General features: G+C 44.2%; 27 protein-coding genes, 1 pseudogene and 2 other annotated features. Of the genes and pseudogenes, 26 read left to right on the plus strand and 2 right to left on the minus strand.

What is annotated here, in order from left to right; genetic code table 11:
* Window positions 1-124: 124 nt before the first annotated feature.
* The gene (locus tag VM640_RS13610) at window positions 125-685 is read left to right on the plus strand and encodes a phytoene desaturase family protein (RefSeq protein ID WP_325393117.1); all 561 of its coding nucleotides are present in this window, start codon (window positions 125-127) and stop codon (window positions 683-685) included.
* Between the two features lie 226 nt (window positions 686-911).
* On the opposite strand, the gene VM640_RS13615 is transcribed toward VM640_RS13610, so the two are convergent.
* Window positions 912-1,454, minus strand: a complete 543-nt coding sequence (locus VM640_RS13615; RefSeq protein ID WP_325393119.1) for a hypothetical protein — start codon at window positions 1,452-1,454, stop codon at window positions 912-914.
* Window positions 1,455-1,515: 61 nt separating this feature from the next.
* Window positions 1,516-1,734, minus strand: a pseudogene (locus VM640_RS13620) (RNA polymerase sigma factor); the annotation flags it as partial.
* Between the two features lie 308 nt (window positions 1,735-2,042).
* Here VM640_RS13620 and VM640_RS13625 point away from each other — a divergent pair.
* The 25 genes from VM640_RS13625 (at window position 2,043) to VM640_RS13740 (ending at window position 25,089) form a co-directional block, all read left to right on the plus strand.
* On the plus strand, window positions 2,043-2,570 hold the full coding sequence (locus VM640_RS13625) for an RNA polymerase sigma factor (RefSeq protein WP_325393122.1): 528 nt from the start codon (window positions 2,043-2,045) through the stop codon (window positions 2,568-2,570).
* A gap of 1 nt (window position 2,571) precedes the next feature.
* Complete coding sequence (locus VM640_RS13630; RefSeq protein WP_325393124.1) at window positions 2,572-3,618, plus strand: DUF4179 domain-containing protein; 1,047 nt, start codon at window positions 2,572-2,574, stop codon at window positions 3,616-3,618.
* A 528-nt stretch (window positions 3,619-4,146) separates the two neighbouring features.
* Window positions 4,147-4,278 (plus strand): hypothetical protein, encoded by a 132-nt coding sequence (locus VM640_RS13635; protein WP_325393126.1) that lies wholly within the window; start codon window positions 4,147-4,149, stop codon window positions 4,276-4,278.
* Window positions 4,279-4,336: 58 nt separating this feature from the next.
* A complete protein-coding gene (locus VM640_RS13640; protein ID WP_325393128.1) occupies window positions 4,337-6,193 on the plus strand; it encodes a TIGR03960 family B12-binding radical SAM protein in 1,857 nt (618 codons plus the stop codon).
* Window positions 6,190-6,906: a TIGR03936 family radical SAM-associated protein gene (locus VM640_RS13645; RefSeq protein ID WP_325393129.1), complete on the plus strand. Its 717-nt coding sequence runs from the start codon at window positions 6,190-6,192 to the stop codon at window positions 6,904-6,906. Before VM640_RS13640 ends, VM640_RS13645 begins: the two co-directional genes overlap by 4 nt.
* A 10-nt stretch (window positions 6,907-6,916) precedes the next feature.
* On the plus strand, window positions 6,917-8,152 hold the full coding sequence (locus tag VM640_RS13650; protein ID WP_325393131.1) for an Rne/Rng family ribonuclease: 1,236 nt from the start codon (window positions 6,917-6,919) through the stop codon (window positions 8,150-8,152).
* Window positions 8,153-8,410: 258 nt separating this feature from the next.
* Window positions 8,411-8,496, plus strand: a sequence feature (ribosomal protein L21 leader region).
* Between the two features lie 10 nt (window positions 8,497-8,506).
* On the plus strand, window positions 8,507-8,818 hold the full coding sequence (gene rplU / locus VM640_RS13655) for a 50S ribosomal protein L21 (RefSeq protein ID WP_325393133.1): 312 nt from the start codon (window positions 8,507-8,509) through the stop codon (window positions 8,816-8,818).
* Between the two features lies 1 nt (window position 8,819).
* Complete coding sequence (locus VM640_RS13660) at window positions 8,820-9,176, plus strand: ribosomal-processing cysteine protease Prp (protein ID WP_325393135.1); 357 nt, start codon at window positions 8,820-8,822, stop codon at window positions 9,174-9,176.
* Entirely contained in the window at window positions 9,170-9,466 is a 297-nt protein-coding gene (rpmA, locus tag VM640_RS13665; RefSeq protein WP_325393137.1) for a 50S ribosomal protein L27, read from the plus strand. Before VM640_RS13660 ends, rpmA begins: the two co-directional genes overlap by 7 nt.
* 239 nt (window positions 9,467-9,705) lie before the next feature.
* Window positions 9,706-10,230: a Spo0B domain-containing protein gene (locus tag VM640_RS13670; RefSeq protein WP_325393139.1), complete on the plus strand. Its 525-nt coding sequence runs from the start codon at window positions 9,706-9,708 to the stop codon at window positions 10,228-10,230.
* Between the two features lie 53 nt (window positions 10,231-10,283).
* Window positions 10,284-11,558, plus strand: a complete 1,275-nt coding sequence (gene obgE / locus VM640_RS13675; RefSeq protein ID WP_325393141.1) for a GTPase ObgE — start codon at window positions 10,284-10,286, stop codon at window positions 11,556-11,558.
* A 49-nt stretch (window positions 11,559-11,607) separates the two neighbouring features.
* Complete coding sequence (locus VM640_RS13680; protein WP_325393143.1) at window positions 11,608-12,834, plus strand: efflux RND transporter periplasmic adaptor subunit; 1,227 nt, start codon at window positions 11,608-11,610, stop codon at window positions 12,832-12,834.
* Window positions 12,831-14,030: an ABC transporter permease gene (locus tag VM640_RS13685; RefSeq protein WP_325393145.1), complete on the plus strand. Its 1,200-nt coding sequence runs from the start codon at window positions 12,831-12,833 to the stop codon at window positions 14,028-14,030. Before VM640_RS13680 ends, VM640_RS13685 begins: the two co-directional genes overlap by 4 nt.
* A gap of 208 nt (window positions 14,031-14,238) precedes the next feature.
* A complete protein-coding gene (gene yhbY, locus VM640_RS13690) occupies window positions 14,239-14,529 on the plus strand; it encodes a ribosome assembly RNA-binding protein YhbY (protein ID WP_325393147.1) in 291 nt (96 codons plus the stop codon).
* 317 nt (window positions 14,530-14,846) lie between these two features.
* Window positions 14,847-15,554, plus strand: coding sequence for a LytR/AlgR family response regulator transcription factor (locus VM640_RS13695; protein ID WP_325393149.1), 708 nt, complete (start codon window positions 14,847-14,849; stop codon window positions 15,552-15,554).
* A 124-nt stretch (window positions 15,555-15,678) separates the two neighbouring features.
* Window positions 15,679-15,987: a DUF7689 domain-containing protein gene (locus VM640_RS13700; RefSeq protein WP_325393151.1), complete on the plus strand. Its 309-nt coding sequence runs from the start codon at window positions 15,679-15,681 to the stop codon at window positions 15,985-15,987.
* A 17-nt stretch (window positions 15,988-16,004) separates the two neighbouring features.
* Window positions 16,005-16,241 (plus strand): hypothetical protein, encoded by a 237-nt coding sequence (locus VM640_RS13705; protein WP_325393153.1) that lies wholly within the window; start codon window positions 16,005-16,007, stop codon window positions 16,239-16,241.
* Between the two features lie 4 nt (window positions 16,242-16,245).
* A complete protein-coding gene (locus VM640_RS17210; RefSeq protein ID WP_414648002.1) occupies window positions 16,246-16,329 on the plus strand; it encodes a putative holin-like toxin in 84 nt (27 codons plus the stop codon).
* Window positions 16,330-16,920: 591 nt separating this feature from the next.
* Complete coding sequence (gene nadD, locus VM640_RS13710) at window positions 16,921-17,553, plus strand: nicotinate-nucleotide adenylyltransferase (protein ID WP_325393155.1); 633 nt, start codon at window positions 16,921-16,923, stop codon at window positions 17,551-17,553.
* Window positions 17,554-17,645: 92 nt separating this feature from the next.
* Window positions 17,646-17,900 (plus strand): RNA recognition motif domain-containing protein, encoded by a 255-nt coding sequence (locus VM640_RS13715; RefSeq protein ID WP_325393157.1) that lies wholly within the window; start codon window positions 17,646-17,648, stop codon window positions 17,898-17,900.
* Between the two features lie 109 nt (window positions 17,901-18,009).
* Complete coding sequence (yqeK, locus tag VM640_RS13720; RefSeq protein ID WP_325393159.1) at window positions 18,010-18,570, plus strand: bis(5'-nucleosyl)-tetraphosphatase (symmetrical) YqeK; 561 nt, start codon at window positions 18,010-18,012, stop codon at window positions 18,568-18,570.
* Between the two features lies 1 nt (window position 18,571).
* Window positions 18,572-18,919, plus strand: a complete 348-nt coding sequence (rsfS, locus tag VM640_RS13725) for a ribosome silencing factor (protein WP_325393161.1) — start codon at window positions 18,572-18,574, stop codon at window positions 18,917-18,919.
* A gap of 104 nt (window positions 18,920-19,023) precedes the next feature.
* Window positions 19,024-19,222 (plus strand) — a binding site (T-box leader).
* Between the two features lie 74 nt (window positions 19,223-19,296).
* Window positions 19,297-21,783, plus strand: a complete 2,487-nt coding sequence (leuS, locus tag VM640_RS13730; protein ID WP_325393163.1) for a leucine--tRNA ligase — start codon at window positions 19,297-19,299, stop codon at window positions 21,781-21,783.
* Between the two features lie 172 nt (window positions 21,784-21,955).
* On the plus strand, window positions 21,956-22,567 hold the full coding sequence (locus tag VM640_RS13735) for a helix-hairpin-helix domain-containing protein (RefSeq protein ID WP_325393165.1): 612 nt from the start codon (window positions 21,956-21,958) through the stop codon (window positions 22,565-22,567).
* Window positions 22,564-25,089, plus strand: a complete 2,526-nt coding sequence (locus tag VM640_RS13740) for a DNA internalization-related competence protein ComEC/Rec2 (RefSeq protein WP_325393167.1) — start codon at window positions 22,564-22,566, stop codon at window positions 25,087-25,089. The genes VM640_RS13735 and VM640_RS13740 overlap by 4 nt, the downstream gene beginning before the upstream one ends.
* Window positions 25,090-25,151 lie beyond the last annotated feature (62 nt).

The raw sequence follows: 25,151 nt of genomic DNA on the forward strand, positions 1-25,151 counted from the left end.
AATATTGCCAAAAAGTATCTGGAAACTCTTAACGAGCAACCAGTAGTGGTGTTGGGTACGCCAAAGATGTACAGGTTTGACGGATGTTCTTTCGTCGCCTAGAATCTTGAAGCTCTCCATTTCAATGGAGAGTAGTTCACGCATTGAAGCGGATTTATCTGATTTGCCCGAAAACATGCTGTTTTTATTTGACACGCCTTTTTCATATGCAGGCAATGAAATAAACTCCGTTGGTATAAATAATTATGCAACATTCAAGGGCTATGCACCAAAGGGTTGCACATCAGTTACTATGGCGTTGATGGGAGATACCTACGATTACTGGAAAAACGCTAAAACAAAAAGTACATATGAACAAGAAAAAAAGCAGCTTGCAGACACAATTATAGAAAAACTATCGGCTAAATTGCCGCAAATCAAAGAGAAAGTCGTTGTTTGGGACGTGGCAACGCCGCTTACTTATGAACGCTATTGCGGCACTTACAAAGGTTCATGGATGACAGTTATGGGAAAAGGCAATAAGACAATCGCCTACCCAAACACTTCTGAAAACGTTGCAAACCTTTACTTTGCAGGGCAACGCTTGCAACCGCCGGGCGGTCTGCCAGTTGCCGCTGCGACAGGGCGAACAGCAATTCAATATCTTTGCAGAGATACGGATAGCGTATTTCAAGGTAAGATGTGAAATTTTATCTTTAGAAAGAATGTGTATTAAATAATTGCTTCGGTAGGCTGGCGTCTGGGAATGGCTGTCGGCAATCGCCGCTAAATAATTCTAAAAAGCATTGTATAAAAGATCATCCGTGGCTTTTGGGTCACGGATGATCTTTTATACACCGAATTGATCATTGGATTTAGCGTATAAAGGGCTGAAAAAGGTCTTTTGCATGAAACGAATGATGTGTCCATCTCTAATTTAAAGGAATTTCAATAACCTGATTATACTTTTTGGAGTATGTCATTCGTTGAATATCTAGATTAAGCTCATCTCCGGCTCCCATGAAGCGTAGTGTCCTTTGATGAGTAATTGTACCATTTTGTTTGTCATACTCATCCTCTATCGTTTCCTTAAGGGGAACCCTTTTCCCGTCGATAATTAGATAAACCTTGGTTAAGATAAGGCTTTCCTCGCTACTTACCGTAATAAGTGTTTCGTCCTTGAACACTTTAACCTCATTGACCTCTACCTTTTGTCCTAAAATGTTTAAAACTTGATTTTTATCCTTACTCACTAGCTTAAACTGCTTATTCACATCGTGATCTGCGCTAAAGCTCACCAGTTCTAGTTGTAACTTATTCAAGTCGGGAGGAAGGGCATCATAATCACTATTAAAAGTAATCCCTTTCAAATCCGTACCCATGCCGCCCCCTTGTTTCTGAACTTCTACCCCGTTAGCGATAAGCTTTAACGTTAAATCAGTTGGCCTAAAGCGTTCTCCGCTTAGACTATCCATAGCTAAACCAAAAATGCTCTCGGCAGATCCTTTAATGACGGTTTGGGTGGGAGAAGCAAGAATTGAAGCTAAAAAAGGCTTGCTCTTCTTTTAAACCCTTGATATTTTCATAGAGTTTTAGGATCATGTCTTCCATGGCGTCTAAAGTGTCTTCTTGGTTCTTCATGTAGATATAAGCTAAGCGATAGTAATCTTGTTTTTGACTCATGATGAGTTGAATTAGGGCTTCCTTATCTCCGCCTTTCGCTCGCTTAACGATTTTTATAACTTCTTGTTCCACCCTGCCACCTCTCTTCTATAGCTATGAGTATTAACTCATCGAAAAAGTTCGATAGATATAGGTTTATTTTCATACTAACAGAAAGTATAAGTTTTGGGCAGATAGCATAAGTGCAACTAAGGCTTCCGCCTACGCTAGAGGCTTGGCGCAAGCCAAGTTTTCTTTATTACCCAGAATTGTTTACTTTGTTCATGATTAGTTAACATAAAGTTGCATTTCAATGCAACTATCTCACTCGGTTTTTCAGTCTAATAGATAGAACCACAACAAAATGAGCATTCCGGAATGCCAAAGAAAAGAGGTACGATGTGGAAGACCTTATTAAAAAGGCCCAAAAGGGCGATGAAGAAGCTTTTATTCAAGCTATAACTGAATATATGCCTGTAATGTATAAGGTTGCTAGGACAAGGCTTTCATCTGAAGACGATCTTGGAGATGTGATTCAAGAGTCCATTCTCTCGGCCTTTAAAAACTTACAGTCATTAAAAAATCCCGGCTATTTTCGGACTTGGCTAATTAGGATTCTAATTAACCAATGCAATGATATTATAAAACAAAATAGCAAGGTAATCTGCATTGGGTCTTATGAGGAAGCCGATAAGCTGACGAAGGCTATTTGTGATGACAACATTGTCAATGATATGGATTTTAACCAAATATTAATGCAATTGAGTAATGATTATAGAACTGTGGTCGTGCTGTATTACGTGAACGGCTTTAACACCAGAGAAATCAGTGAAATTCTTAATGAGAAAGAAGGAACCATAAAATCAAGACTGTCTCGGGCTAGAACAGAATTAAAGGCAAATTACACTGGATTTTTGGAGGTAAAGTAATATGGAAAGAAATTTTGAACAGCAATTAAAAAATTCCTTAAATCATGATATCGAAATACCCAAAAGTGTCTTTGATAAAGCTGAAGGTGCTTTTAAAGAGATTAGGAGTAGCAAGACTCAACGAACTAGAAAAAAATTCTTGTTAGGCAAAAAACAATGGGTTGCAGCAGCCGTAGCAGTAGTATTTTTAGGCGTAACTTTCAACCAACCCGTAATTGCGGCTATCAAAGCAGCATTTTGGGGAAATCATGCCGGAATTGAAAGCGCTGTTAGAAATGGATATCAGCAAGAGGTACAAAGTGCTTCTGTTAAATCTCAAGGAATAGAGACTAACGTGACAAATGTTGTTGTAGATAAATCAAGGCTCGGTCTTGCAATAAATATGAAATTCGATGACATCAATTCTATCAAAGATGTTGACCACGTGTATTTAGATATGGTAATCACTGATGGTAATGGAAGGGTTATCTCTGGAGAAGGATATCCACAACAACTCGTTGGAGGACTAGAAGATAGCACAAATATTGTGAACAAAAAGAATGGTGAATTGATTTACAATGTCTTACTACAATCACCCTCAGCGAGTATTCCACAAATGAGCGAACTTAAAGTTCAAATCAAGAGCGTTTCATTGTTTAAAAATCAGGGAGCTCCAGCCTTTAAGAAAATTGAAGGTGTGTGGAATAGCAGTGTGGCATTAGATAAACAGTTTGCAAAGGCTAATGGAGTAGCTTATACCTCTCAGAGTAGTAGTAAGGATGTAAATGTTATTTCTGCCGAAATGTTACCTACGGGGTTTGTCGTACAGTTCGTTGTTAATACTCCGGTTGATGAAAGTATTGTGACTAAAGCACAATTAGTAGATTCAAACGGTAATTCTTACAATAGTTCAAGAGTAGCAAGTATGGAACGTACAGCAGATAATAAAGATTTGGTTTCCATGACATTTGAAGTCTCTAACTTTGACCAAATCGATTCTTTCAAATTTATTGTTAAAGATATCAACGGCAAAGATAGTGAAGCTACGTTGGTGAGAGATATTAAATAATCTAAAAAAGGCTAATACTATCCAATCATAAGAAATCTAGACCTCTTCTAGTTATAGCTTAGAATGTATAACAGAAATACAACCACGACCTGATAATAATTAGCTGAGTCGTGGTTGTATTTTACGAAATGAAGCAAGGATTCTATAAAAACTTTATATAAACTGACAAGTGGCTCATGCTTTTGCTACTACTTATGAGTAACTGAGGCCGTTCTATTTTTTCCCTTCTGGCATAAGTTTAAGCAAGTGTACAAGCCAAGGAAGGCGATTTTGGCGGGAACCTCATTCCCAGAAACGAGTTTGAGTCCTAGTTTGGTCGGCGAACGCCACGCTGGAGTGGATGCTAAAAGGCTCTCTCCGAAGTTTCTCTCAAGGTAGTATCTCAGAAGGTACTCTTAAGAGGATTCGTCTTCCCGTTCCGGAAAGCATTAGAGAAAGCCTTTTAGCAGGAAAGAAGGCTTAAAGAGAGCCACAACCAAACTCAGACGAAAACGAGAACCAAGGCTATAGCGGGGCGGCGCATAGGATGTGCGCCGCTGCCAACAGAGTCAGGAGACGATTTTGGCAGGAACCCCATCCCCACAAGCGAGTTTGAGTCCTAGTTTGGTCGGCGAATACCAGGCCGGAATGGATGCTAAAGGCTTCTCCAAACTGGAATAATCAGACAACCTGTGATATAATGTTTAATTACAACGAAACAAGGAGGAACATCTTCAGCATGAGTGACATTACAGCGGCAGAAATCCACAAACAGGTTGAACGATTCCTGTCTAAGGTTCAAAAGCCGAGCCGATATTTAGGTTCTGAGTGGAATTCTGTTCATAAAGACTGGGAGAAAATAGCAGTCCATATGGCTTTTGCCTTCCCTGATGTTTATGAAGTCGGGATGTCTCACTTAGGAACTCGGATTCTTTATGCGCTTGTTAATTCGAATGAGAATGCTCTCTGTGAACGTGTTTTCGCTCCCTGGGTAGATATGGAGGAGAAAATGCGGGAAAAGAAGATACCGCTCTACGCACTCGAATCCTATCATCCCCTCCAAGAGTTCGATATTATCGGATTCACGCTGCAATATGAGATGAGTTTTTCGAACATCTTGAACATGCTGGATCTCGCGGGCATTCCACTCCGGGCTAAGGACCGCGGGCCGGAACATCCTTGGATTATTGCTGGCGGGCCATGTGCCTTTAATCCTGAGCCATTGGCTCCGTTTATCGATTTCTTTATGCTGGGTGATGGGGAGGAAACTTTGCCTGAGCTCCTTCAACTCCTTGAAGAGCAAAAGAAGAATCCAGTGCCCCGTGAAGAGTTCCTCTTAAAAGTAACAAAAATTCAAGGGGCTTATGTCTCGGAATTTTACGAAGTTCAGTACAAAGCGGATGGGCGAATTGAAAAGCTTGTCGCTGACCCAAGGGCTCCAAAAGTTATTGAAAAGGCGATCGTTCAGAATCTTGACCAAGCCTTTTTCCCGACGAATCCGATCGTACCCTATATGGAAATTGTCCATGATCGGATGATGCTGGAAGTCATGCGAGGATGTTCAAGAGGCTGTCGTTTCTGTCAGGCGGGAATAATTTATCGACCCGTTAGGGAACGTTCTCCAGAAACCCTCCAGCGCCAAACGGATGAACTGGTGAAAATGACGGGGTATGAAGAGATCGCTCTGACTTCTCTTTCCACAGGAGATTATTCCTGTGTTCAGTCCTTGATTCATGGGATTCTCGAGAAGTATAGTGGGGAAAAAGTGAGCGTCTCTCTCCCTTCGTTAAGACTTGATTCCTTCGATGTTGGACTTGCTCAAGAAGTGCAAACAGTTCGAAAATCAGGACTGACCTTTGCGCCAGAGGCAGGAACACAACGCCTCCGAGATGTGATTAACAAAGGGGTCACAGAGGAAAACCTCATGCAGGCCGCGGAATCCGCTTTCAAGGCCGGTTGGTCCAGGATAAAGCTCTACTTTATGATTGGACTGCCGACGGAAACCCAGGAAGACATCGACGGGATCGCTTTCCTTGCTAAAAAGGTGGCTGCACTGGGGACCAAACTGGGGAGACGGAACGTAACGGTGACGGTTTCAACCAGTTCCTTTGTCCCCAAAAGTCATACTCCCTTCCAGTGGGAGCCTCAGGAAGGGATGGCTTCCCTCGAACAGAAACAAAGATATCTAAGGGAAAAGCTCAGGGATCGACGCATTAAATACAATTACCATGATGTCGATACGAGTTATTTGGAGGCCGTTTTTGCCAAAGGAGATCGCCGTCTAGCCGATGCCCTGGAGTGGGCTTTTAAAAACGGATGCAAGTTTGATGGTTGGGCGGAGCATTTTAAATATGACACCTGGATAGAGAGCTTTAAGGTCTTTGGTTTAGATCCTCATTTTTATGCGAACCGAGTGACCGACTATGATGATGTGCTTCCCTGGGATCATCTGGAAAGTGGCGTAACTAAGCGGTTCCTTGCGGAAGAACATCGGAGGGCTCTACAGGAAGCCCGAACTATGGATTGTAGAAATGCAGACTGCACCGGGTGCGGAATTTGCCCGGGCAGAGGGGTTCAGATTGATTTGAAAGGGTGAGTGCCTTGCGGGTAAGAATCGCCTTTAATAAAGTAGAAGAAGCAAAATATATTGCTCATTTAGATTTAGCACGAGTGTTTGAACGCTCGATGCGTAGGGCCGGAATTCGGATGGCCTATTCCGAGGGATTTAACCCTCATCCGAAGATCTCCTTTGGTTCGGCTTTAGCCGTGGGTGTCGAAGGAGAACGGGAGTATGTGGATATCGAACTGGTACAGGAATTGGAACTCAAAGAAATTTTGGGACGTCTTCAGGAACAATTACCTTCGGGAATCCGCCTTTTAGAAGGACGGGTTATCGATTCAGGAACAAAAGCCTTAATGGCAGTTTTGAATGCCGCCAGTTATAGAATTACGGTGGCCATGGGCCTGCCGGTTAGCGAGGAAAAATTGCAAGAAGGAATCGCGGCTTGGTTAGACCGAAAAGAAATTCAATATATGCGATATAGCAAAAAAGGACGGGTCGAAAAAGATATTCGTCCCTGGGTAAAACAATTAAAGGGTCAGGTCGAGGGCGATGAAGCTGTTTTCGAATTGGAAGTAGAAATGGGAAGTCAAGGAAGCGTGCGTCCTGAAGAAGTGATCGCGAGTCTTTGCGATCTAGAAAAACTTCCGCTCGATATGGATATTCTGAGAATTAAACGGACAGGAATCTATGTTAGCTACGAAGGGCAGAAGTTCTCTCCGATGGAACATGAGGCCTTTGGGAAGTGAGGAAAGCTTCTTGAAAGAGATCATTCTGCAAGGACAAGAGCAGCGAATGAGGGCTGCTGTCTTCGAAGATGGTGAGCTAATCGAAGTACATGAGGAAGAAGGGGAATTCTCACACCTCGTCGGGAATATCTACCGAGGGCGAGTGGAAAATGTTCTTCCGGGAATGCAAGCCGCTTTTGTCGACATTGGGCTGGAGAAAAATGCCTTTCTCTATGTTGCTGATGCAATGCCTCCCCGCTTTGCTGACGAAGTCAAGTTAACTTCTAACCACTTGCCACGGGTGGAGCAGGTTTTAAAGCCCCGACAGGAACTGCTGGTTCAGATTACTAAAGAACCAGTTGGAACTAAAGGAGCTCGTATTACGACAAATATTACAATCCCAGGGCGTTATACCGTTCTGATGCCCAATACGGATTATATTGGTGTGTCGCGAAGAATTACCGATGAGGAGGAACGCTCTCGCCTCAGAGAACGGGCGAAGAGTATCTGCCCTCAAGGGATGGGTGTGATTATACGAACGCTCGCCGAAAAGATCGAAGGGAACGAGCTCGGGGAAGATCTGGAAGCGCTCGTTGAACTCTGGAGTCTAATCAACGAGAAAGTACCTCATGTTTCGGTTCCGGGGCTTGTCCATGAAGATGTGGATCTGTTAGCTCGCATGCTTCGAGAGTGGATTGACGGGAAAGTGGAAACAATTACGGTCAACCAACCGGTGGTTGCCGAAGGGCTGAGAAATGCGCTCCGAAAACTGGACCATCCTGCGACCAATCATGTGCATCTAATTAGCAAAGATAATCTATTTGCCGATTATGGCGTGGATGAGGGAATCCGCAAAGCATTGCGCCCGAAGGTCTGGTTGAAAAGCGGCGGGTATTTAGTCATTCAACAGACGGAAGCCTTAACAGTGATTGATGTTAATACTGGAAAATATGTGGGGCAGAGTTCCCTCGAACATACGGTGCTGCACACAAACTGCGAAGCAGCAGTAGAAATTGCTCATCAACTGCGCCTGCGCAACTTTGGTGGAATTATCATTATTGACTTTATTGATATGATTTTGGAAGAAGATCAAAAACAGGTGCTCGCTACTCTTGAAAATGCCTGTGTCAAGGATAAGATCAAGTGCCAAATTATGGGCTTAACGAAACTCGGTCTGGTGGAGATGACCCGTAAGAAGGTAGGACAGACTCTAGAGGTAAGATATAGCAAACAATGTCCGAAGTGTGATGGAACGGGGCGGGTCTAAGAGTAAGTTTTACGTCCATATTCTTAATTCAAAAATAGAGACTATTGGGAGTTAACTTTCTAATAGCCTCTATAATGTTATAATGGTAATACAAGTAAAATGTCCTTTAATATGCAATTTCCGAGTCTTGATTCCGATTTACTTTTGAATGGATCACTGATGATAAAGGTGAGTATGTTTGGTAATAAAGTGATGAACATTCTAACCCTAGATTGACAATTTACCGTATTTAATGCTAAAATAACTAAATGTGGTGACTTCTCACCGCAACCGCACGAATCAGGCGCTTAACAGTTATGTTTATGAAAACATATCGGCCTGCACTGGCGAGTCTAGGCATGGGAGGTGTAATAAATGTACGCAGTGATTGAAACCGGTGGCAAGCAATTCCGGGTTGAAGAAGGTAAAGTTATCTACGTGGAAAAGCTGAATGCGAATGTTGGAGATACTGTAACCATCGATCAAGTTCTTTTAGTAGAAAAGGATGGCGTGGTTAAAGTGGGTACTCCGGTTGTTGACGGTGCAAAGGCAGTGCTCAAAGTTGTTGAGCATGGCAAAGGAGAGAAGATTATTGTCTTCAAGTTCAAAGCCAAAAAGAACTACCGTCGCAAACAAGGACATCGTCAACCCTATACAAAAGTTCTCGTTGAATCAATCCAAGCTTAAGATGAAGTCAGGGATTCACTTTATCCTTTGGTTGGATGAAGATCAGAGGATTCATAAGTTCGAACTCAGTGGGCATGCGGGATATGATGAGTATGGGCAAGATATTGTTTGTGCCGCAGTTTCGGCACTCAGCATTTCAGCGGTCAATGGCTTGGAGCATTTTTTGCCTCAAAAGCCAGAGGTCGAAGTGAGGGATTCGGATGGGTATCTTACCTGTTCACTCCCCGATTTAGATCCTCAGACGCTGGAAAAAGCCCAATGGATTCTGAAGACAATGGTTTTGGGGATTGAAGAAATCCAGCAAAGCTATGGCAATGAATATGTAAAAATTACTCAGAGGAGGTGGACTCCATGTTAAAAATGAACCTGCAACTGTTCGCACATAAAAAAGGGGTAGGTAGTTCCCGAAATGGTCGTGACAGTAATGCGCAACGCTTAGGCGTAAAACGCGGCGACGGTCAATTCGTGCTAGCTGGAAACATCATCGTTCGTCAACGCGGAACGAAATTCCATGCTGGTAAAAACTGCGGTCTAGGCAAGGATGATACCCTCTTTGCTACGATTGATGGCTATGTGAAATTCGAGCGCAAGGATTGCAACCGTAAAAAAGTGAGCATTTATCCTGAACGCCAGGCTGCTCAAGCTTAATTGACAACAGGAAGAAAGCCCCTGGGGAATCCCCAGGGGCTTTCTTTTCCTACGATGAATGTATTTATGTCCGGCAGGATAAGGCAACTAAGGCTTACGCCTGCGCTGCGCTTGGCGCTAGCCGAGTTTTCTTTATCCTACGATGAATGCAGTTAAGTCCGGCAGGATAAGGCAACTAGGGCAATCGCCTGCGCAACGCTCTGCGCTAGCCGAGTTTTCTATAAGTGGAGGAATTAAAAATGCACGATGGGGAGAATCTAGAACATATCCTATTAAGGGAGCAACTGGAATACTACCGTCTGCAACGTCATGATTTTCTTAATCATGGTCAGGTGATTATGGGTTATCTGCAGTTAGGAAAAGCAGAGAAGGCGCTTGAGTATCTACGCGAGGCGATTGACGGTCTAGAAGCTGAGCAGATAGCCGGGCAAATTTCCCAGGAGACGGTGGGTGCGATAATTCTGGGGCTTATCCTCTCTCTCCGCCAACAGAGAATTCCTGTTGAGTTATATCTGGGCGAGCAGATGAAAACAACGCATTACTGGGAAGAATTCTGGCGGGAAGAATACGGACAAGCTTTGTACGGGTACACTAAAGAATGCATCCAGATTCTGTGCGAAAAATATCAGGGAATGGGAGACTCGTGTCCAGATGTTTATCTTAACTTAGATGGGGATAACGGGTTTTCGTGTCATATAAAAGTCATGCAGGAAAATCAGACGGTTTGGGAAAACCAGTTGGCACTATTGAAAACTGATGATTAGTTAAGCTTAAGTTAAAAGTTAAGCATGAAGTGGAATTAAAGGGGATTCGCGGTATGTTTTATGACCAAGCAAAAATTTATGTAAAAGGTGGAGACGGTGGTTCTGGGGTGGTGGCCTTTCGCCGAGAAAAGTATGTCCCCGAAGGGGGCCCAGCGGGCGGAGACGGCGGTCGGGGTGGAAACGTCATTTTTATAGCGGACGAAGGATTGCGAACACTTGTGGATTTCCGTTACAAACGACACTATAAGGCAGACCGGGGTGAACATGGACAGGGCAAGAACATGCATGGCAAAGGTGCCGAGGACATGGTCGTGCGCATTCCTTCGGGAACCTTGATTAAAGATGGAGATACTGGTGAAGTTCTCGCGGACTTAACCGAGGATGGACAGAAGGCTGTCGTAGCCAAAGGAGGGCGTGGGGGTCGTGGAAATGCACGATTTATGAGTAATACAAACAAAGCGCCGACTTTGGCCGAAAAGGGTGAACCGGGTGAAGAACGTTGGCTGATCCTAGAGCTGAAGCTTTTGGCCGATGTCGGGCTTGTCGGTTTCCCGAATGTCGGAAAATCGACGATTATTTCACAGGTTTCTGCGGCCAAACCCAAAATTGCGGATTATCATTTTACAACGCTTGTTCCGAACCTTGGCGTGGTGGAATTAGAGGACGGAGATAGTTTTGTCATGGCTGATATCCCGGGATTGATTGAAGGGGCTCATGCGGGGGCAGGACTGGGGCATGAGTTTTTACGACATACAGAACGGACACGCTTAATTTTGCATGTTTTGGACATTTCCGGTTCGGAAGAACGCGATCCTCTCGAAGATTATCGAATTATTCAGGAGGAGCTACGCCAATATAGTCCTGAACTCGCTAAACGCCCGATGATTGTTGTGGCCAATAAAATGGACATCCCAGGCGCGGAGGAGAACTTGAAGCGCTTGCAAGAAGAGTTAGGAAGCGAAACTGAGATCTTCCCGGTTTCGGCAGCGACGGGAGAAGGACTTAAGGGCGTAATTTACCGGATTGCCCAGCTGTTACCGGAAATCCCGGTTCCAGAGATTTTGATCCGAGAGGATGAGCAGCATAAAGTCACTCATGTGGAACCCACAGAACGTTTCATAATTACGAAGGAAGACGGCGTCTTTGTCATTACTGGCAAAGAGATTGAAAAGCATGCTAAAATGACCCTTTTTGAGAGTGAGGAAGGGCTTTATCGTTTTCAAACTATTTTAAAGACTATGGGTGTGGATGGTGCCCTCCGCGCGGAAGGAATTAAGGCAGGGGACAAAGTTCAGATTGTGGGTATGGAGTTCGACTGGGAGGACTAGGTAGGATTACAAAGTCAATCAGGTCATCGGGTCTAAGGAGGGCACAGGATTGAGTCGCAAAAAGTGGGTCTGGAGTATCGTTAGCTTGGCAATTGTTCTGGGAGTCAGCTTTAGTGCTTGGTGGTTCGGTGGGCGGAATGCTACTGGAGTCAAGGTTAGAGTTGCAACAGCAGAAAATGCCACAATCCAACAGGAGGTATATGCTTCGGGAGCGGTTGTTCCTGCCAAGCAACAGCAGGTTACGGTGATGGCACCAAGCAAGGTTGCCAAGGTTTTTGTCCATACTGGGGATACGGTGAAGATCGGACAAACCTTAGTCCAAATGGATACCGTACTTGCCGATGCTCAAGTGGCTCAAGCTCAAGCTGGAGTGAATACAGCTCAAACCAATCTTACGGCTGCGCAAGAGACCTTGAATACCTTAAAAAGTGCCCAGAATGCTTTAAAGACTTCCCAAATTGCATCTGCCAGCACATCCACTCTGCTTCAGGGGGGATCTTCGATCCCAACGATAGAGGTCCCGATGAACTCAACTGTGAATATGCCAGAAAATACAGGGCAGCTAACCTCGGGGTCTACGTTACAACAAGCGGAGTCATCAGTTTCTCAAGCCAAAGCGATGCTTCAACAGGCTCAGGAAGGGCTTAAAGTGGCTCAAGCTCAACGCGCCCAAAATGTTTATACGGCAAGTATTGCGGGAACAGTGCTCGAATTAAATGGTCAGGATGGAAGTATGGCCCCGCTGCAAACCCCCTTGATCGTGGTCGGTGATCTAAGTAAACTTCAAGTTGCAGTTCAATTGAACGAAGTTGATGCGGGTAAGGTTCAGTTGGGACAAAAGGTGAGGTTAACGAGCAAAGTCGTCGGAAATACAGCGCTTGCGGGCGTAGTTTCGGAGATCGCTCCTCAAGCAGTAAGTAAGCCGAGTGTTCAAGGAAATTCACCTCCTTCTGTTGCGGTAAAAATCGATCTTGAAAGCGTTCCTCCAGAATTAAAACCAGGCTTTACCGTGGATTTAAATATTGCGACATCATCTAAAAACAATGTCTTGACCATTCCTCAAGAAGCCCTTTTTCAAGAGGGTGGGAAGAACTTCGTTTTCCAAGTCATCAATAAGATACTGGCGAAAACGGAAGTGAGTATCGGGATCGCTAATGAAACTTTGCAAGAAATTACTTCAGGGCTAGAGGCGGGTGATGTGGTGGTACTCAATCCGACAGCCCAGCTGGCGAATGGCTTGCCAGTCACCCTGGATACGGGAAGTGGAACACCATGAGCCTACTCGAGAGTTTGCGGGGTGCCCTATCGAGTTTGAAAGTAAACAAACTTCGGGCAGGGCTTACCATGCTCGGGATCATTATCGGGATTGCGGCTGTGATTGCAGTCGTCACGATTGGGATGGGTGGCAAGGCTGCGGTCATGCAAGAGTTGGAGAAGACCGGGGTCAATCTGTTTATTATTTATCCGAAGTCGGTCGGACAAAGCAATACCCAAGATGGAGCGAAACTGACCTGGCAAGATGTGGATAGTTTGAAACGCGCTTTACCGCAAGTGAAGAGCCTGGTTCCCGCAAGTTCGGAGTATGGTACTCTGGAAGTGAATCAAAAAAGTAGTTCAGCAATGGTTGTAGGGACAACACCTGAGTTTGCAGAGGTTCGACGCCGAGAGGTGGCAACAGGTCGATTTTTTACGGCTGATGAGCTAGCTTCTAACCGGCGAGTGATTGTTATTGATCAAAAAATGGAGGATACCCTTTTCGGGCCAGGAAATCCACTGGGTCAACAGGTGCTGGTCCATAATGTTCCCTGTCGTGTCATTGGTGTATTGGCGCAAGACCAATCCTCTTTTGCCCAGTTTGACATGGGACCGCAAAATGCCTTTGGCTATATGCCCTGGGGAACGTGGTCCGATATTTTTGGTTCAAGGCGTGTTGACCAACTCGAAGGATCAACTTTGAATAAAGCCGATCTAGAGGGAACGATCACGTCGGCGAAACGGATTCTGAATCAGCGCCATGGGACGACGGACCAGTATGAGACTTTTAATGTTCAGCAACTGGTGCTAGCGGCTGAAAAAATCACTAAGATTTTGACCAGTATTATCAGTTTGGTGGCCGGAATTTCCCTTTTAGTCGGGGGAATCGGAATTATGAATATCATGCTTGTGTCCGTGACCGAGCGGACGCGGGAAATTGGCTTGCGCAAAGCAGTCGGAGCGAAAGAACGGGATATTCTGACGCAATTTCTATTGGAAGCCACAATCATCTCTTTGATTGGGGGACTGGTCGGGATTGCTTTAGGTTCCGCAAGTGCGCTCTTAATCGCAAAGCTTCTTAATTGGCCACCCGCGTTGTCCAGTTGGGCTATTCTTACGGCAGTGACTTTTTCGATTGCCGTGGGTGTCTTTTTCGGATATTATCCAGCCCAGAAAGCAGCAAAGCTCGAACCGATGGCAGCGCTACGATATGAATGAAGCTTTGGTTTTACACCGTTCACTCTGTATAAGCTGCGCAGACCAAACTAGCCGCTTAACTCTTCGCTCCGACGGGACATGGCCAAATTGGCGTCCCGATAGTCTCCAGTGGAGAGTATCGCACTATTTGCGAAGTTTGGTATCCGCTCTGGATACTATGCGGTCTTATTTGCACTTTTTAATTTTGATCTTAGTTAGGAGGATTTATGTGTTAACAGGTAAACAAAAACATTTTCTTCGGTCCATGGGTAACGAAATGGATGCAATTTTGCAAATTGGTAAAGAAGGGCTCACCGAGGCTGTGGTCATTTCAACGAATGAGGTTTTGGAGACACGGGAACTTATCAAAGGGCGGGTATTAACCAACAGCATGGAAGACCCAAAAGCAGCTGCTGAGAATCTAGCCAGTCGCACGGGAGCGGAACTCGTACAAGTCATTGGACGGAATTTTTTGCTCTACCGTGAGTCGAAAAAGATGCCTGTCATCGTTTTACCGTGATTAGGATGTCTCATTTGGGGGCAGTTGTAATTATTAATGAAACCTACGAAAGAGTACAGGAAGGGCTAAAGCTTCCTGTACTCTTTCTAATTTTGTAAACCCTCACTACGCAGATTGTCCCTAATCATTGATGTTCCTAAATATTTCTAGAGACGACAATTTGTGGAGTTTTTCATTAGACGGTGCTATAGTAATAAGAACAAAAGTTTCAAAATATTTAAACGCCCGTTTTTCTATAACTGTTTCATAATCTACTTTGGCACATCACTTTTACATATCAAGGTAATAACAGTACTAAGAAGAGTGAGGTGTTTGATTTGCAAGTTGCGATTGTAGAGGATGATCTGATTTTTAGGAAAGAGTTGCTAAAGATTCTGTCAGCTTTTCCTGGAATTGAAATTATTGGCTCATTTGATAATGGCGAAGAATTGTTGGCTCAAGTTCATAGAATCAAACCGGATATTCTCTTTTTAGATGTTGGCTTGCCCGGTATTTCAGGAATTCAAGTTGCCGAAAGTGTTCGTCGAGATTTTCCGTATTTGGATATTGTATTTATTACGGCAGATGAGAATCACTTCCGAGATGCATTTCAAGTCTATGCTACAGACTATATTGATAAACCTCTTGATACGGATAGAGTGTACAAGACAATAGCACGGATTCAAAACAAATTTCCTAGGTCCGAATCGAAAATTGAGTTGAGATGCAAAGAAACAGTAGAAATTCTAAGGCAAGAAGAGATCTACATGGTAGAAGCCTTGTCGAAAAAGACGGTGGTTAATAGTGTGAATCACTCGTTTACATGCCTATATTCTATCCAAGAGATGGAAGATCGGTTGGATAAGGAGTTATTCCTCAGAACTAGTCGATCGTACATCGTAAATTTAAGATTAGTAGAGTCGATTAAATCATCTATGCGTGCATTGTATCAGATTTCTTTTAAGGGCAGGGATTACCAAGCATTCTTGCAAAAAGATATATATCCTGAATTCAGACGGCGGATTAAGGGCCAAAGTATTGTTTAGGATGAGAAAAGGGTGAGCAGATATAGTTGAAGTACTTGTTTTTTCCATACCGGAGGCGGTTATTATTTTCTGTTTAGCCTCTAGTTTTTTAGGAAGAAAATTCTCGGGGAGCCGATTGGCTGTTATGGCTGTTATGGCAGTTATCTTCGGTGTAACGACATATTTGATCCGAGCAAGTACTGGAAATTATATTTTTAGTATTCTTTTCTCTTGTTTTTTTATAACCTTATTACTTAACAATGCATGGTGGGGATACCCAATCAACTCCAAGATCATTTCTTATGGTTCCTCTTCTGCGGTTGTCCATTTCAGTAAAGCGGTTAGCGGTTATTCGATTGCAAAATGGGGTAGTCTTGAGCTTATGAAAAGTTACAGTTGGGATCCTTATAATCCTGGAGGTGGTTATGGCCCACCAGTTAAAACATATTATTAATAAGGGGGGGATAATCTTTGAAAAAGTTTATTGCATTATTATCTGTTGCGTGTTTAATCGCTGTAACAATATTGACATCCACAGCTTTAGAAGCAAATGCATCAATTGCTTCTAAAATTGATAAAAACATTTCAAGTATAATGGATGATGTCAATAAATTAGCAACTCAAGATCCTCAAGCAGCAATGAATTCAAATCCATATAGTTACAGAAAAGGCTTGCAGGGCGGTCGGCATTCCTCCAAAGGGAGGTGATGCCATGGAAGTTTACCAATCATTGGCGCTTATGATTTCATTTGCGACATTGGTCGTGTTAATACTTTCGTTCCATAACAAAGGATAGACCGCCCCGATTCCAAAGGTTGCGGTCTATCCGTCACCCTAAGCCGTCCGCCTTTTAAGCGGCTGTTGCAAGGAATCATGTTCACGCATGATTCCCTTTTGATTTTAGTATACCATAATCAAGTCAATATTATATACCTAGTTGTCTAAAATGAAGATGAAATTTAAGCCACCTGTCTTTTCGTATCTGTTGGTTCTGGTATCCTTGCCTCTTATTTGGAAACCCAAGTGTTTTACTTTAATGTTATGGATGATTTGTATAGCCTTTCCGATCTGGGGGTTGCTAAATTCTGCTGAGGCTAGATGGCTGGTGGTATTAACTTTGTCAAGTGCGGCTGGATTATTTCTTCAGGCTTTGATGGTTCACCCAGTTGGACATAAAGTTGTTTTGAGAAGCGATCAATTTATGCAACGGTTAGGAATTTAAGCACGAATAAGAGTAAACCTGTTAATAAAGTATTTGCTGGGTAGAGAAGCATCTTTTCAGAAGATATGGATATCAGGGCTGTATAGAATATTTAGACTAAATGTGCTAAAATTAGTTCTAATCAAGTCGATTCTAAGGATAAGGACATAGGTAAAAGGGAATAAGATGAGGCAAACCAATCAAAAATCGCTAAATCATAAACGGCTTGGAATTATGGGTGGAACGTTTGATCCGATTCATTACGGGCATCTGGTGGCTGCTGAAATGGCCCGGTATGAATTTAATTTGGAAAAAGTTATTTTTATTCCGACGGGGGTTCCGCCGCATAAGATTGAACGTAAGATTACTTCATCTGAATTTCGTTATCAAATGGTTTCGCTTGCGATAGAAGATAATGCCTTTTTTGATGTCTCACGAATTGAGATTGAACGGACTGGACTCACCTATACGGTGGATACAATTCGCTTGATGCAACAGGAATATCATGAGTATGAGCTTTATTTTATAACAGGTGCGGATGCTTTCCGAGAGATTTTTACCTGGCGGAAGGCGAATGAGATACTAGAGCTTACGCAATTTATCGGGGCCTCTCGACCTGGGTTTGATGCTCGCGTTTTTTTAAATCAACTTCAGCAGGAACTTCCGGAATTATATGAAAGGATGCACTTCTTGGAAGTACCCGCGCTCGCTATATCTTCGACAGATATCCGTTCACGGGTTAAGAAGGGGCAATCCATTCGGTACCTTCTTCCGGAGCCTGTTCGAATATTTATCGAGGAGAAGAGATTATATCGATGATAAGTCATGATATGTAGAATTAAAAGGCTTGTATAGTTAACCGCGTTTTGCCTATACTAAAAACGAATTCAGAAATAAGAGGTGACAGCAGAATGTCGAAAACCCTTTATGTTGGGAATCTACCTTGGAACACGACCACGGAAGATCTGACTTCCTTTTTTGGAGAATACGGAGAGGTCGTAAGCAGTCGGATCATTACGGATCGGGAAACGGGACGCTCGAGAGGATTCGGATTTGTCGAAGTCGGAGATGACGATGCAGAACGCATGGCCATGGATCTAAATGGTAAGGATTATGGAGGACGCCCACTCACCGTCAATGAGGCAAAGCCGAAACAGCAGATGTAAATCGAGGTTTCCAATGAGAAGACCCTCTCTGGATTTTACGAAGCGAGCAGGGTCTTCTCACTATTTTTATTTATTATCTTTATGATTTCTAAAAGGGGATTTGGAGAAAGTGATAGTTCAAGAAGCTCGAGAACTCGCTCAAAAATCGATGTCGAAACAACGTTTTAAACATACTTTAGGAGTCGCTGAAATGGCCCGTAAACTTGCTGTTCTAAATGCCATGGAGTTAGATAAACCTTTGATCGCAGCTTATTTGCATGATGTGGCCAAGGAAGTTCCCATTAAACGGCAACTTGAACTTGCACGAGAGTGGGGACTCCTTAACTATCCAGAAGATGAAACAGCACCTAAGGTTTTGCATGGTCCTATTGCAGCCCATTGGTTGAAACAGGAAAGAGGGTTAAACTCGGAAATATGTGCGGCGATCGCCCATCATACGTTAGGGGCACCGGGAATGTCGAGATTGGAAATGCTTATTTATAGTGCCGACATGGTTGAACCCGGCCGGGATTTTCCGGAAGTGGACAAATTGCGCCAAGCCTTGTATGATGATTTAGAAAAGGGAACACTGGTTTGTGTGGAACATACCTTGAACTATCTTAAACATAACAAGCAAACGATACATCCGCTTACATTGAAAACATACGAAGATTTACAAAGGAGGATTTGATTTGCTTACAGACAAGCTGTTACAAGATACCTTAAGTATTGTCGAGGAAAAAAAGGGAATAGATCCTATTCTCTTAAATTTAGAAGGAATATCCATGGTTACGGATTATTTCTTAATTGTCACCGGAAATACAACGACACAAGTCAAGGCCATCACGGAGAAGCTCACGGAGAAGCTCCCTGAACTGGGTTTACAGGTTCTGCATGTGGAAGGACTCCCTGAAGCTAAATGGGTTTTGGTGGACTGCGGAGATCTCGTCCTGCATGTGCTGACCCCTGATCAACGTGAATTTTATAAGTTGGAGCGTTTATGGGGAGATGCTAAAGTCGTTTCCTTCAGTGCCTCTTAAATCGCATGCTATGTCTAATAGAAAGTTTGAGATTGACATATTATTGGAAACTATACTATTATAGAGTACAAAACGATGTTCTTATCTAAATAAAGATTTAAAAATCAAAAGCGAGGAAAGGGAACAGTAACTAAGGACTCGAGGTGAAGAGAGGCAGCGGGTGGTGCGAGCTGCACGGAGGGCTTGGTGAACTCACCCTGGAGCTGTGTCCAGATCATAATGGATGCCGGTGCGAGCCGTTAACAGCGAGGAAGTACGATAGGAAATTGGGTGGTACCACGGGAGCCGGCTCTCGTCCCTTTAGGGATGAGGGCTTATTTTATTTTATTTTCATAGTTTAAATTTAATTATCAGATTTCTAAGGAGGAAGTTTTCCCATGCAAGAAAAGTATTCTTTTTCCGAGATTGAGCCTAAATGGCAGAAAAAATGGATTGAAGAAAAGGCGTATAAAGCAGAGGAGCACTCGGATAAACCTAAATTCTATGCTTTAGCCATGTTTCCCTATCCATCTGGAAATCTGCACATTGGGCATGTTCGCAACTACTCGATTGTGGACGTTATTGCTCGCTTTAAACGGATGCAGGGCTTCAACGTTCTCCATCCGATTGGTTGGGATTCCTTTGGGTTGCCGGCAGAAAATGCAGCGATTAAGCATCAGACGCCTCCGGCGGAGTGGACGTGGAAAAACATTGCGAATATGAAACGTCAACTTCAGGAAATGGGGATTTCCTACGATTGGGATCGCGAGGTTGCGACGTGCCATCCGGATTACTATAAGTTTACGCAGTGGATGTTTCTGGAGTTTTATAAACATGGTCTGGTCTATAAGAAAAAAGCGGCAGTCAACTGGTGCCCTTCCTGTGCGACCGTGTTAGCCAATGAACAGGTTGTGGATGGTGCTTGTGAGCGTTGTGATACGCCGGTGACGAAGAAAGATCTGGAACAATGGTTCTTTAAGATCACGGACTACGCGCAAGTTCTGCTGGATGATCTAGATAAACTTCCAGGCTGGCCGGAAAAGGTTAAAACGATGCAACGGAACTGGATCGGTCGTTCCGAAGGAACGGAAGTGGATTTTAAAGTCGAAAACCACACCGATAAGATCCGCGTTTATACGACGCGCGTGGATACGATTTTTGGCGTAAGTTATGTTGTCTTAGCACCTGAGCATCCGCTCGTAAAAGAACTTGTGGCGGGGACACAATACGAACAAGAGGCTCAAACCTTTATTGATAAAATGAAAGGCTTAAATGAAATCGCCCGGACGTCGAGTGAAACGGAAAAAGAAGGCCTTTTTACCGGTGCTTACTGCATCAATCCGTATAGTGGAAAGAAAGTTCCGATCTGGATCGCGAATTATGTCCTTTTGGAATATGGGACTGGCGCGGTCATGGGGGTTCCAGCGCATGACGAACGGGACTTTGAGTTTGCGACAAAATATCAGCTCTCCATTCGTAGAGTGATTCGTCCAGAAGAAATGCCCGTTGAAGCGAAAGATGAACCCGTAAAAGAGGCCGACCATGGCAAGGGACTGATGGTTAACTCGGGGGAATATGATGGGCTTGCTAATATGGCTGCTTGGGAGAAAATGTCTGATCAAGCGGAACGCGAGGGCTTTGGCCAACGTAAAGTAAACTTCCGCTTGCGTGACTGGCTAATTTCGCGCCAACGCTACTGGGGTGCGCCGATCCCGATGGTCTACTGTGAGCAGTGTGGGATTGTTCCTGTTCCTCAGGATCAATTACCTGTGCTGCTTCCCGATGATGTCGTGTTTAAAGCGGGAGAAAATCCTCTGGCCACGTCCGATAGTTTTAAGGAAACGACCTGCCCGAAGTGTGGCGGCAAAGCCCACCGTGAGACGGATACGATGGACACGTTCATGTGCTCCTCTTGGTACTATCTTCGCTATACTGACCCCCGTAATAATACACTCCCCTTCTCTAAAGAGGCAGTAGACCATTGGATGAATGTGGATCAATATGTTGGCGGGGTTGAACATGCTATCCTGCATCTTCTCTATTCTCGCTTCTTCACCAAAGCCTTGCGCGACTTCGGTTATCTTAAGATAGATGAGCCTTTTGAAAACCTGCTCACGCAAGGAATGGTTTGTCTGGATGGAACGAAGATGTCTAAGTCGAAAGGGAATGTTGTCAGCCCAGAAGAGATTATTGGGAAATATGGTGCGGATACCGCTCGTCTCTTTATTTTGTTTGCTGCACCTCCGGAGCGGGATCTTGAATGGAGTGACCAAGGGGTTGAGGGATGTTTCCGCTTCTTAAACCGGGTCTGGCGTTTGGTTGGACAATTTGTGGAGTCTGCCCAACAATCAACCGGAAACGCAGCGCAGGTATTTGGTGAACTTGATTCTGCGGCCAAGAAAATGCGTCGGCAAACGCATCTCACGATCCAGAAAGTCACGACCGATATAGGAACGCGCTCTAACTTCAACACGGCTGTTAGTTCGATCATGGAATTGGTCAATGCGCTTTATCTCTACAAAGAACAAGCTACAGCAAAGATCGAAGTGGAGCGCGAAGCCCTCGAGAGTATTATCCTCCTGCTGGCCCCGTTTGCCCCCCATATAACCGAAGAACTTTGGGGAGAACTGGGTAATAGAGAAAGTATTCATAAACAATCTTGGCCGCAAGTAGATGAAGCTGCTTTAGTCCAAGATGAAGTCACAGTAGTACTGCAAGTGAATGGGAAACTCCGTGAACGGATCCAAGTCCCCGCTGAGATTTCAGCAAAGGAATTAGAGCAACAAGTGCGGAACTTGCCGAAGCTCCAAGAGTGGACCCAAGGAAAAGAAATCGTTAAAGTGGTCATTGTGCCAGGAAAACTCGTAAATTTGGTTGTAAAGTAAACTATTTTTCGGAACAGGGGGACAGGTACCTCGTTTCAAACAACGTTTGAAAACGAGGTACCTGTCCCCCGTATTTACGACAAAACTTGCCAAAGTTCGTGAAAGGAAAAGGAAGATATAGGGAGAATGGAATAGGAGAGTGGTGAAAAAGACTAGAATTGGAGGATGCAAAATGGAAAGGCGTATGCGCTATCTTTGGTGGGGCGTATTAGGCGTTTTAGTTTTATTAGCGTTCGGGAAGTTCTTTTTGCCTCATGGGGAAAAGGCTACGGTACAGAAAGCATCGAGCAACCGGGAGATCGTGGTCTATGTCTCTGGGGCGGTTAATAAGTCAGGGTTAGTGCATCTACCGCTTGATGCGCGCTTGAATGATGCTTTGAAAGAAGCGAACCCTTTGCCGGAAGCCTATCTTGAACAGTTGAATCCTGCTGAAAAGTTAAAGGACGGACAAAAGATTATTGTCCCGTTCAAAGCGGGAATGAATCCTAATGAATCATCTGTTCAATCAACTCCATCTTCACAACCTATGCCATCTCCACAGCCTACCCAACCCGCGAACGTTGCTCCACCTTCAACGCCAAATAATGGGAAAATAAATATTAATACAGCAGGGGTTGCTGAGCTTGATAAATTACCAGGAATAGGTCCAGCTTTTGCGGAGCGAATTATTCAATACCGCACAGATAATGGACCTTTTGCTAAACCTGAGGATTTGCAGGAAGTTTCCGGGATCGGTCCCAAAACGTATGAAAAAATGGCCTCGATGGTAACGACGGGACCATGAAAGATATTTGGGTACGGCGATTTGCGTTTCTCCTTGTTGGCGGGCTGTTAGGGGTAAAAATACCGGAAACGATGCGAATCTGGCTTTTGGCGGTGTTATTGCTTTTAGGACTACGATTATGGTTCTGGAGAGCCCGTGATTTTTTCGGACAGCTTCTAAAGCCTGAAATATTGATTCTTGCGGCAGGTTTCGTAATCGGAGTTCTCTACGGATTTACTGCAAATTCTGACCTCGAAAAGCCACTAACGCTAGACAAAGTGCAGGTTACCGGAGTTTTAAAGGACTGGAATTTGAGGACGGACGGCGCGACGGGCGTCTTTTTAGTTCAGGATGCGGATTTAGGATTAAACGGCAAGACCTACCGGCTACGCGTTTATACCGACAGAAAGGGTAACTTACCAGAGATTTGGTCGCGTACTTTACCTGGAGATAGCATACGATTTAAGGCGCGGCTGGATCAGCCCAAGCCGCCAGGTACGCCTGGACAGTTTGATTTACCTCTTTATTACGCAGTACGAGGACAAACCGGTAATCTCACGGCGCAAGGGGATGCGGAGCTATTGAGTATGGGTCGACAACCCTACTCCTGGCAAATTCGTGAGCAGGTTCATAAACTCCTTGGACGCTGGCCGTCTGAGCAAACAACGGTCTTAGAGGGGATCCTTTTCGGGGATTCTAGCCAAATCCCTCAGGAGGAGATGGAACGTTATAAAATAACCGGAGTGCTCCATGTTTTTTCCGCCTCGGGTTCGAATGTTGCCTTCGTTCTTGCTATTTTCTGGGGAGTCCTACGGTTTTTACCACCCACGTTACGAATCCTTCTCACCAGCAGTCTGTTGATCTTTTATGCGATTCTGTGTGGCGGTAATCCACCGATTATTAGGGCTACCTTGATGGGAATTTTCGCTTTGCTCGGACGGTTAGGTCGAGGTAGAGTGAATTCTTTACGCAATCTTTTACTCGTTGGGGCAGTGCTCTTTCTGTGGCAACCGCTCATTTTGGGGGACACGGGTTTCCAACTCTCTTTTCTGGCGACCTGGGGAATCATTAGCTTAGCGCCAAAACTGTCTGAGCAAAAGCAGCTTAGAGATCTTCCAAAGTTGTTGCGATTAGCGCTGACAACAACTCTCGCAGCTCAGATCGCCACTTTACCCATCTTGATCACGGCCTTTCATCGACTTTCTTTGGTTGGCCTTTTGGCCAACTTGGTTGTCCTGACGGTTTTGGGCAGTGTGTTTCAGTTAGGACTAATCGGAGTGCTCTTTTCCTCTTTCGCGGTTTTGGCGATTCCTCTATTCCAGGTGAGTTTATGGCTTCTGGGGGGAGTCAATGAAGGGTTGCGTTTTTTGGCCTTGCTTCCATGGGCAGATGTCTGGGTTATCAATCCTGGAATTTTATTTTTGTTTATCTGGTACGGCGCACTGGCTGTCTTTCTCATCGGTAAAGAACGGAGTTTGTTTATTTCCAAGGTCTGGCTAAGGAAGCTAGATATCAGAATAAATGATCTTCTTAAGAATTTAGGAATAAGTCCCTTAGACACCAGTAGTTTGCCTTTAAAAGGTTTAAAGAACGCTTGGCCAGTGGATTGTTTGAGAAAAAATCAGGAACTTGTTCCGCGTTTGCTGGGTATTTTCCTTATAATTTTAGTGCTCTGGAGTCCGTGGAACAGCCAGAAAGAAGTAAGTGTTAGCTTTATTGATGTCGGTCAGGGCGATAGTATTCTAGTAGAAACTCCAGATCATCATGCGGTTTTGATTGATACTGGACCAAAAACCGATCGCTTTGATGCGGGTGAACGAATTATTTTGCCTTATCTATTGGAAAAAAGGATAAAACACCTGGATGCTTTAATTCTCACCCACTCGCACGAGGATCATGTCGGAGGAGCATTGGCAATTTTGAATAACGTCCCAGTGGACTGGGTAGGTGTACCGGAAGACGGAAAGGCATGGGATGACGTAGGACAGGACAATCCAGGATTCTTTACGAAAGATAGCAGTACCTTTACATCGACAGATCTTTCTTTGAACAGTAGACTTACGACGAAGTTGGCGCAAATGGAAGTGAACTCTCTTAAAGCGGGGGATCAGGTTGTTGTGGATAGTAAGCTAGTGTTAAAGGTATTAGGTCCTGGGAACGTGTTGACGAACACCCATTCTGATCCCAATAATAATTCGATTGTACTCAAGTTAGAGTATGGGGGTCAAAGTGTACTTTTAAGTGGTGATATGGAGACGGAGGAAATGCAAGAAATCGCCGCGTCTGGACAGGATTGGACTGGTGACTATTTTAAAGAGCCCCATCATGGAAGCCGTTTTTCGCTTAACCTGGATTTTTTAGATTCAATCAATCCCAAAGCAGTTTTTGTCTCCGTCGGGAAAAATAGCTTCGGACATCCCGATCCGAAGGTACTTCAATATTGGCAAGAACGTCATATTCCGCTCTACAGAACGGATGAAAGTGGGACGCTCGAATTACGGTTAGATGAAAAAGGGGGAGTAGATTTGATCGCGGGTCGTTAAGATAATAATAACATTAAAAATAAATAAAATATTTTTACCTATTATGGTATAAAAAACCTGAT

Origin of the sequence: Desulfitobacterium sp., from assembly GCF_035539115.1 — a bacterium.
Taxonomy (GTDB): Bacteria; Bacillota; Desulfitobacteriia; order Desulfitobacteriales; family Desulfitobacteriaceae; genus Desulfitobacterium_A.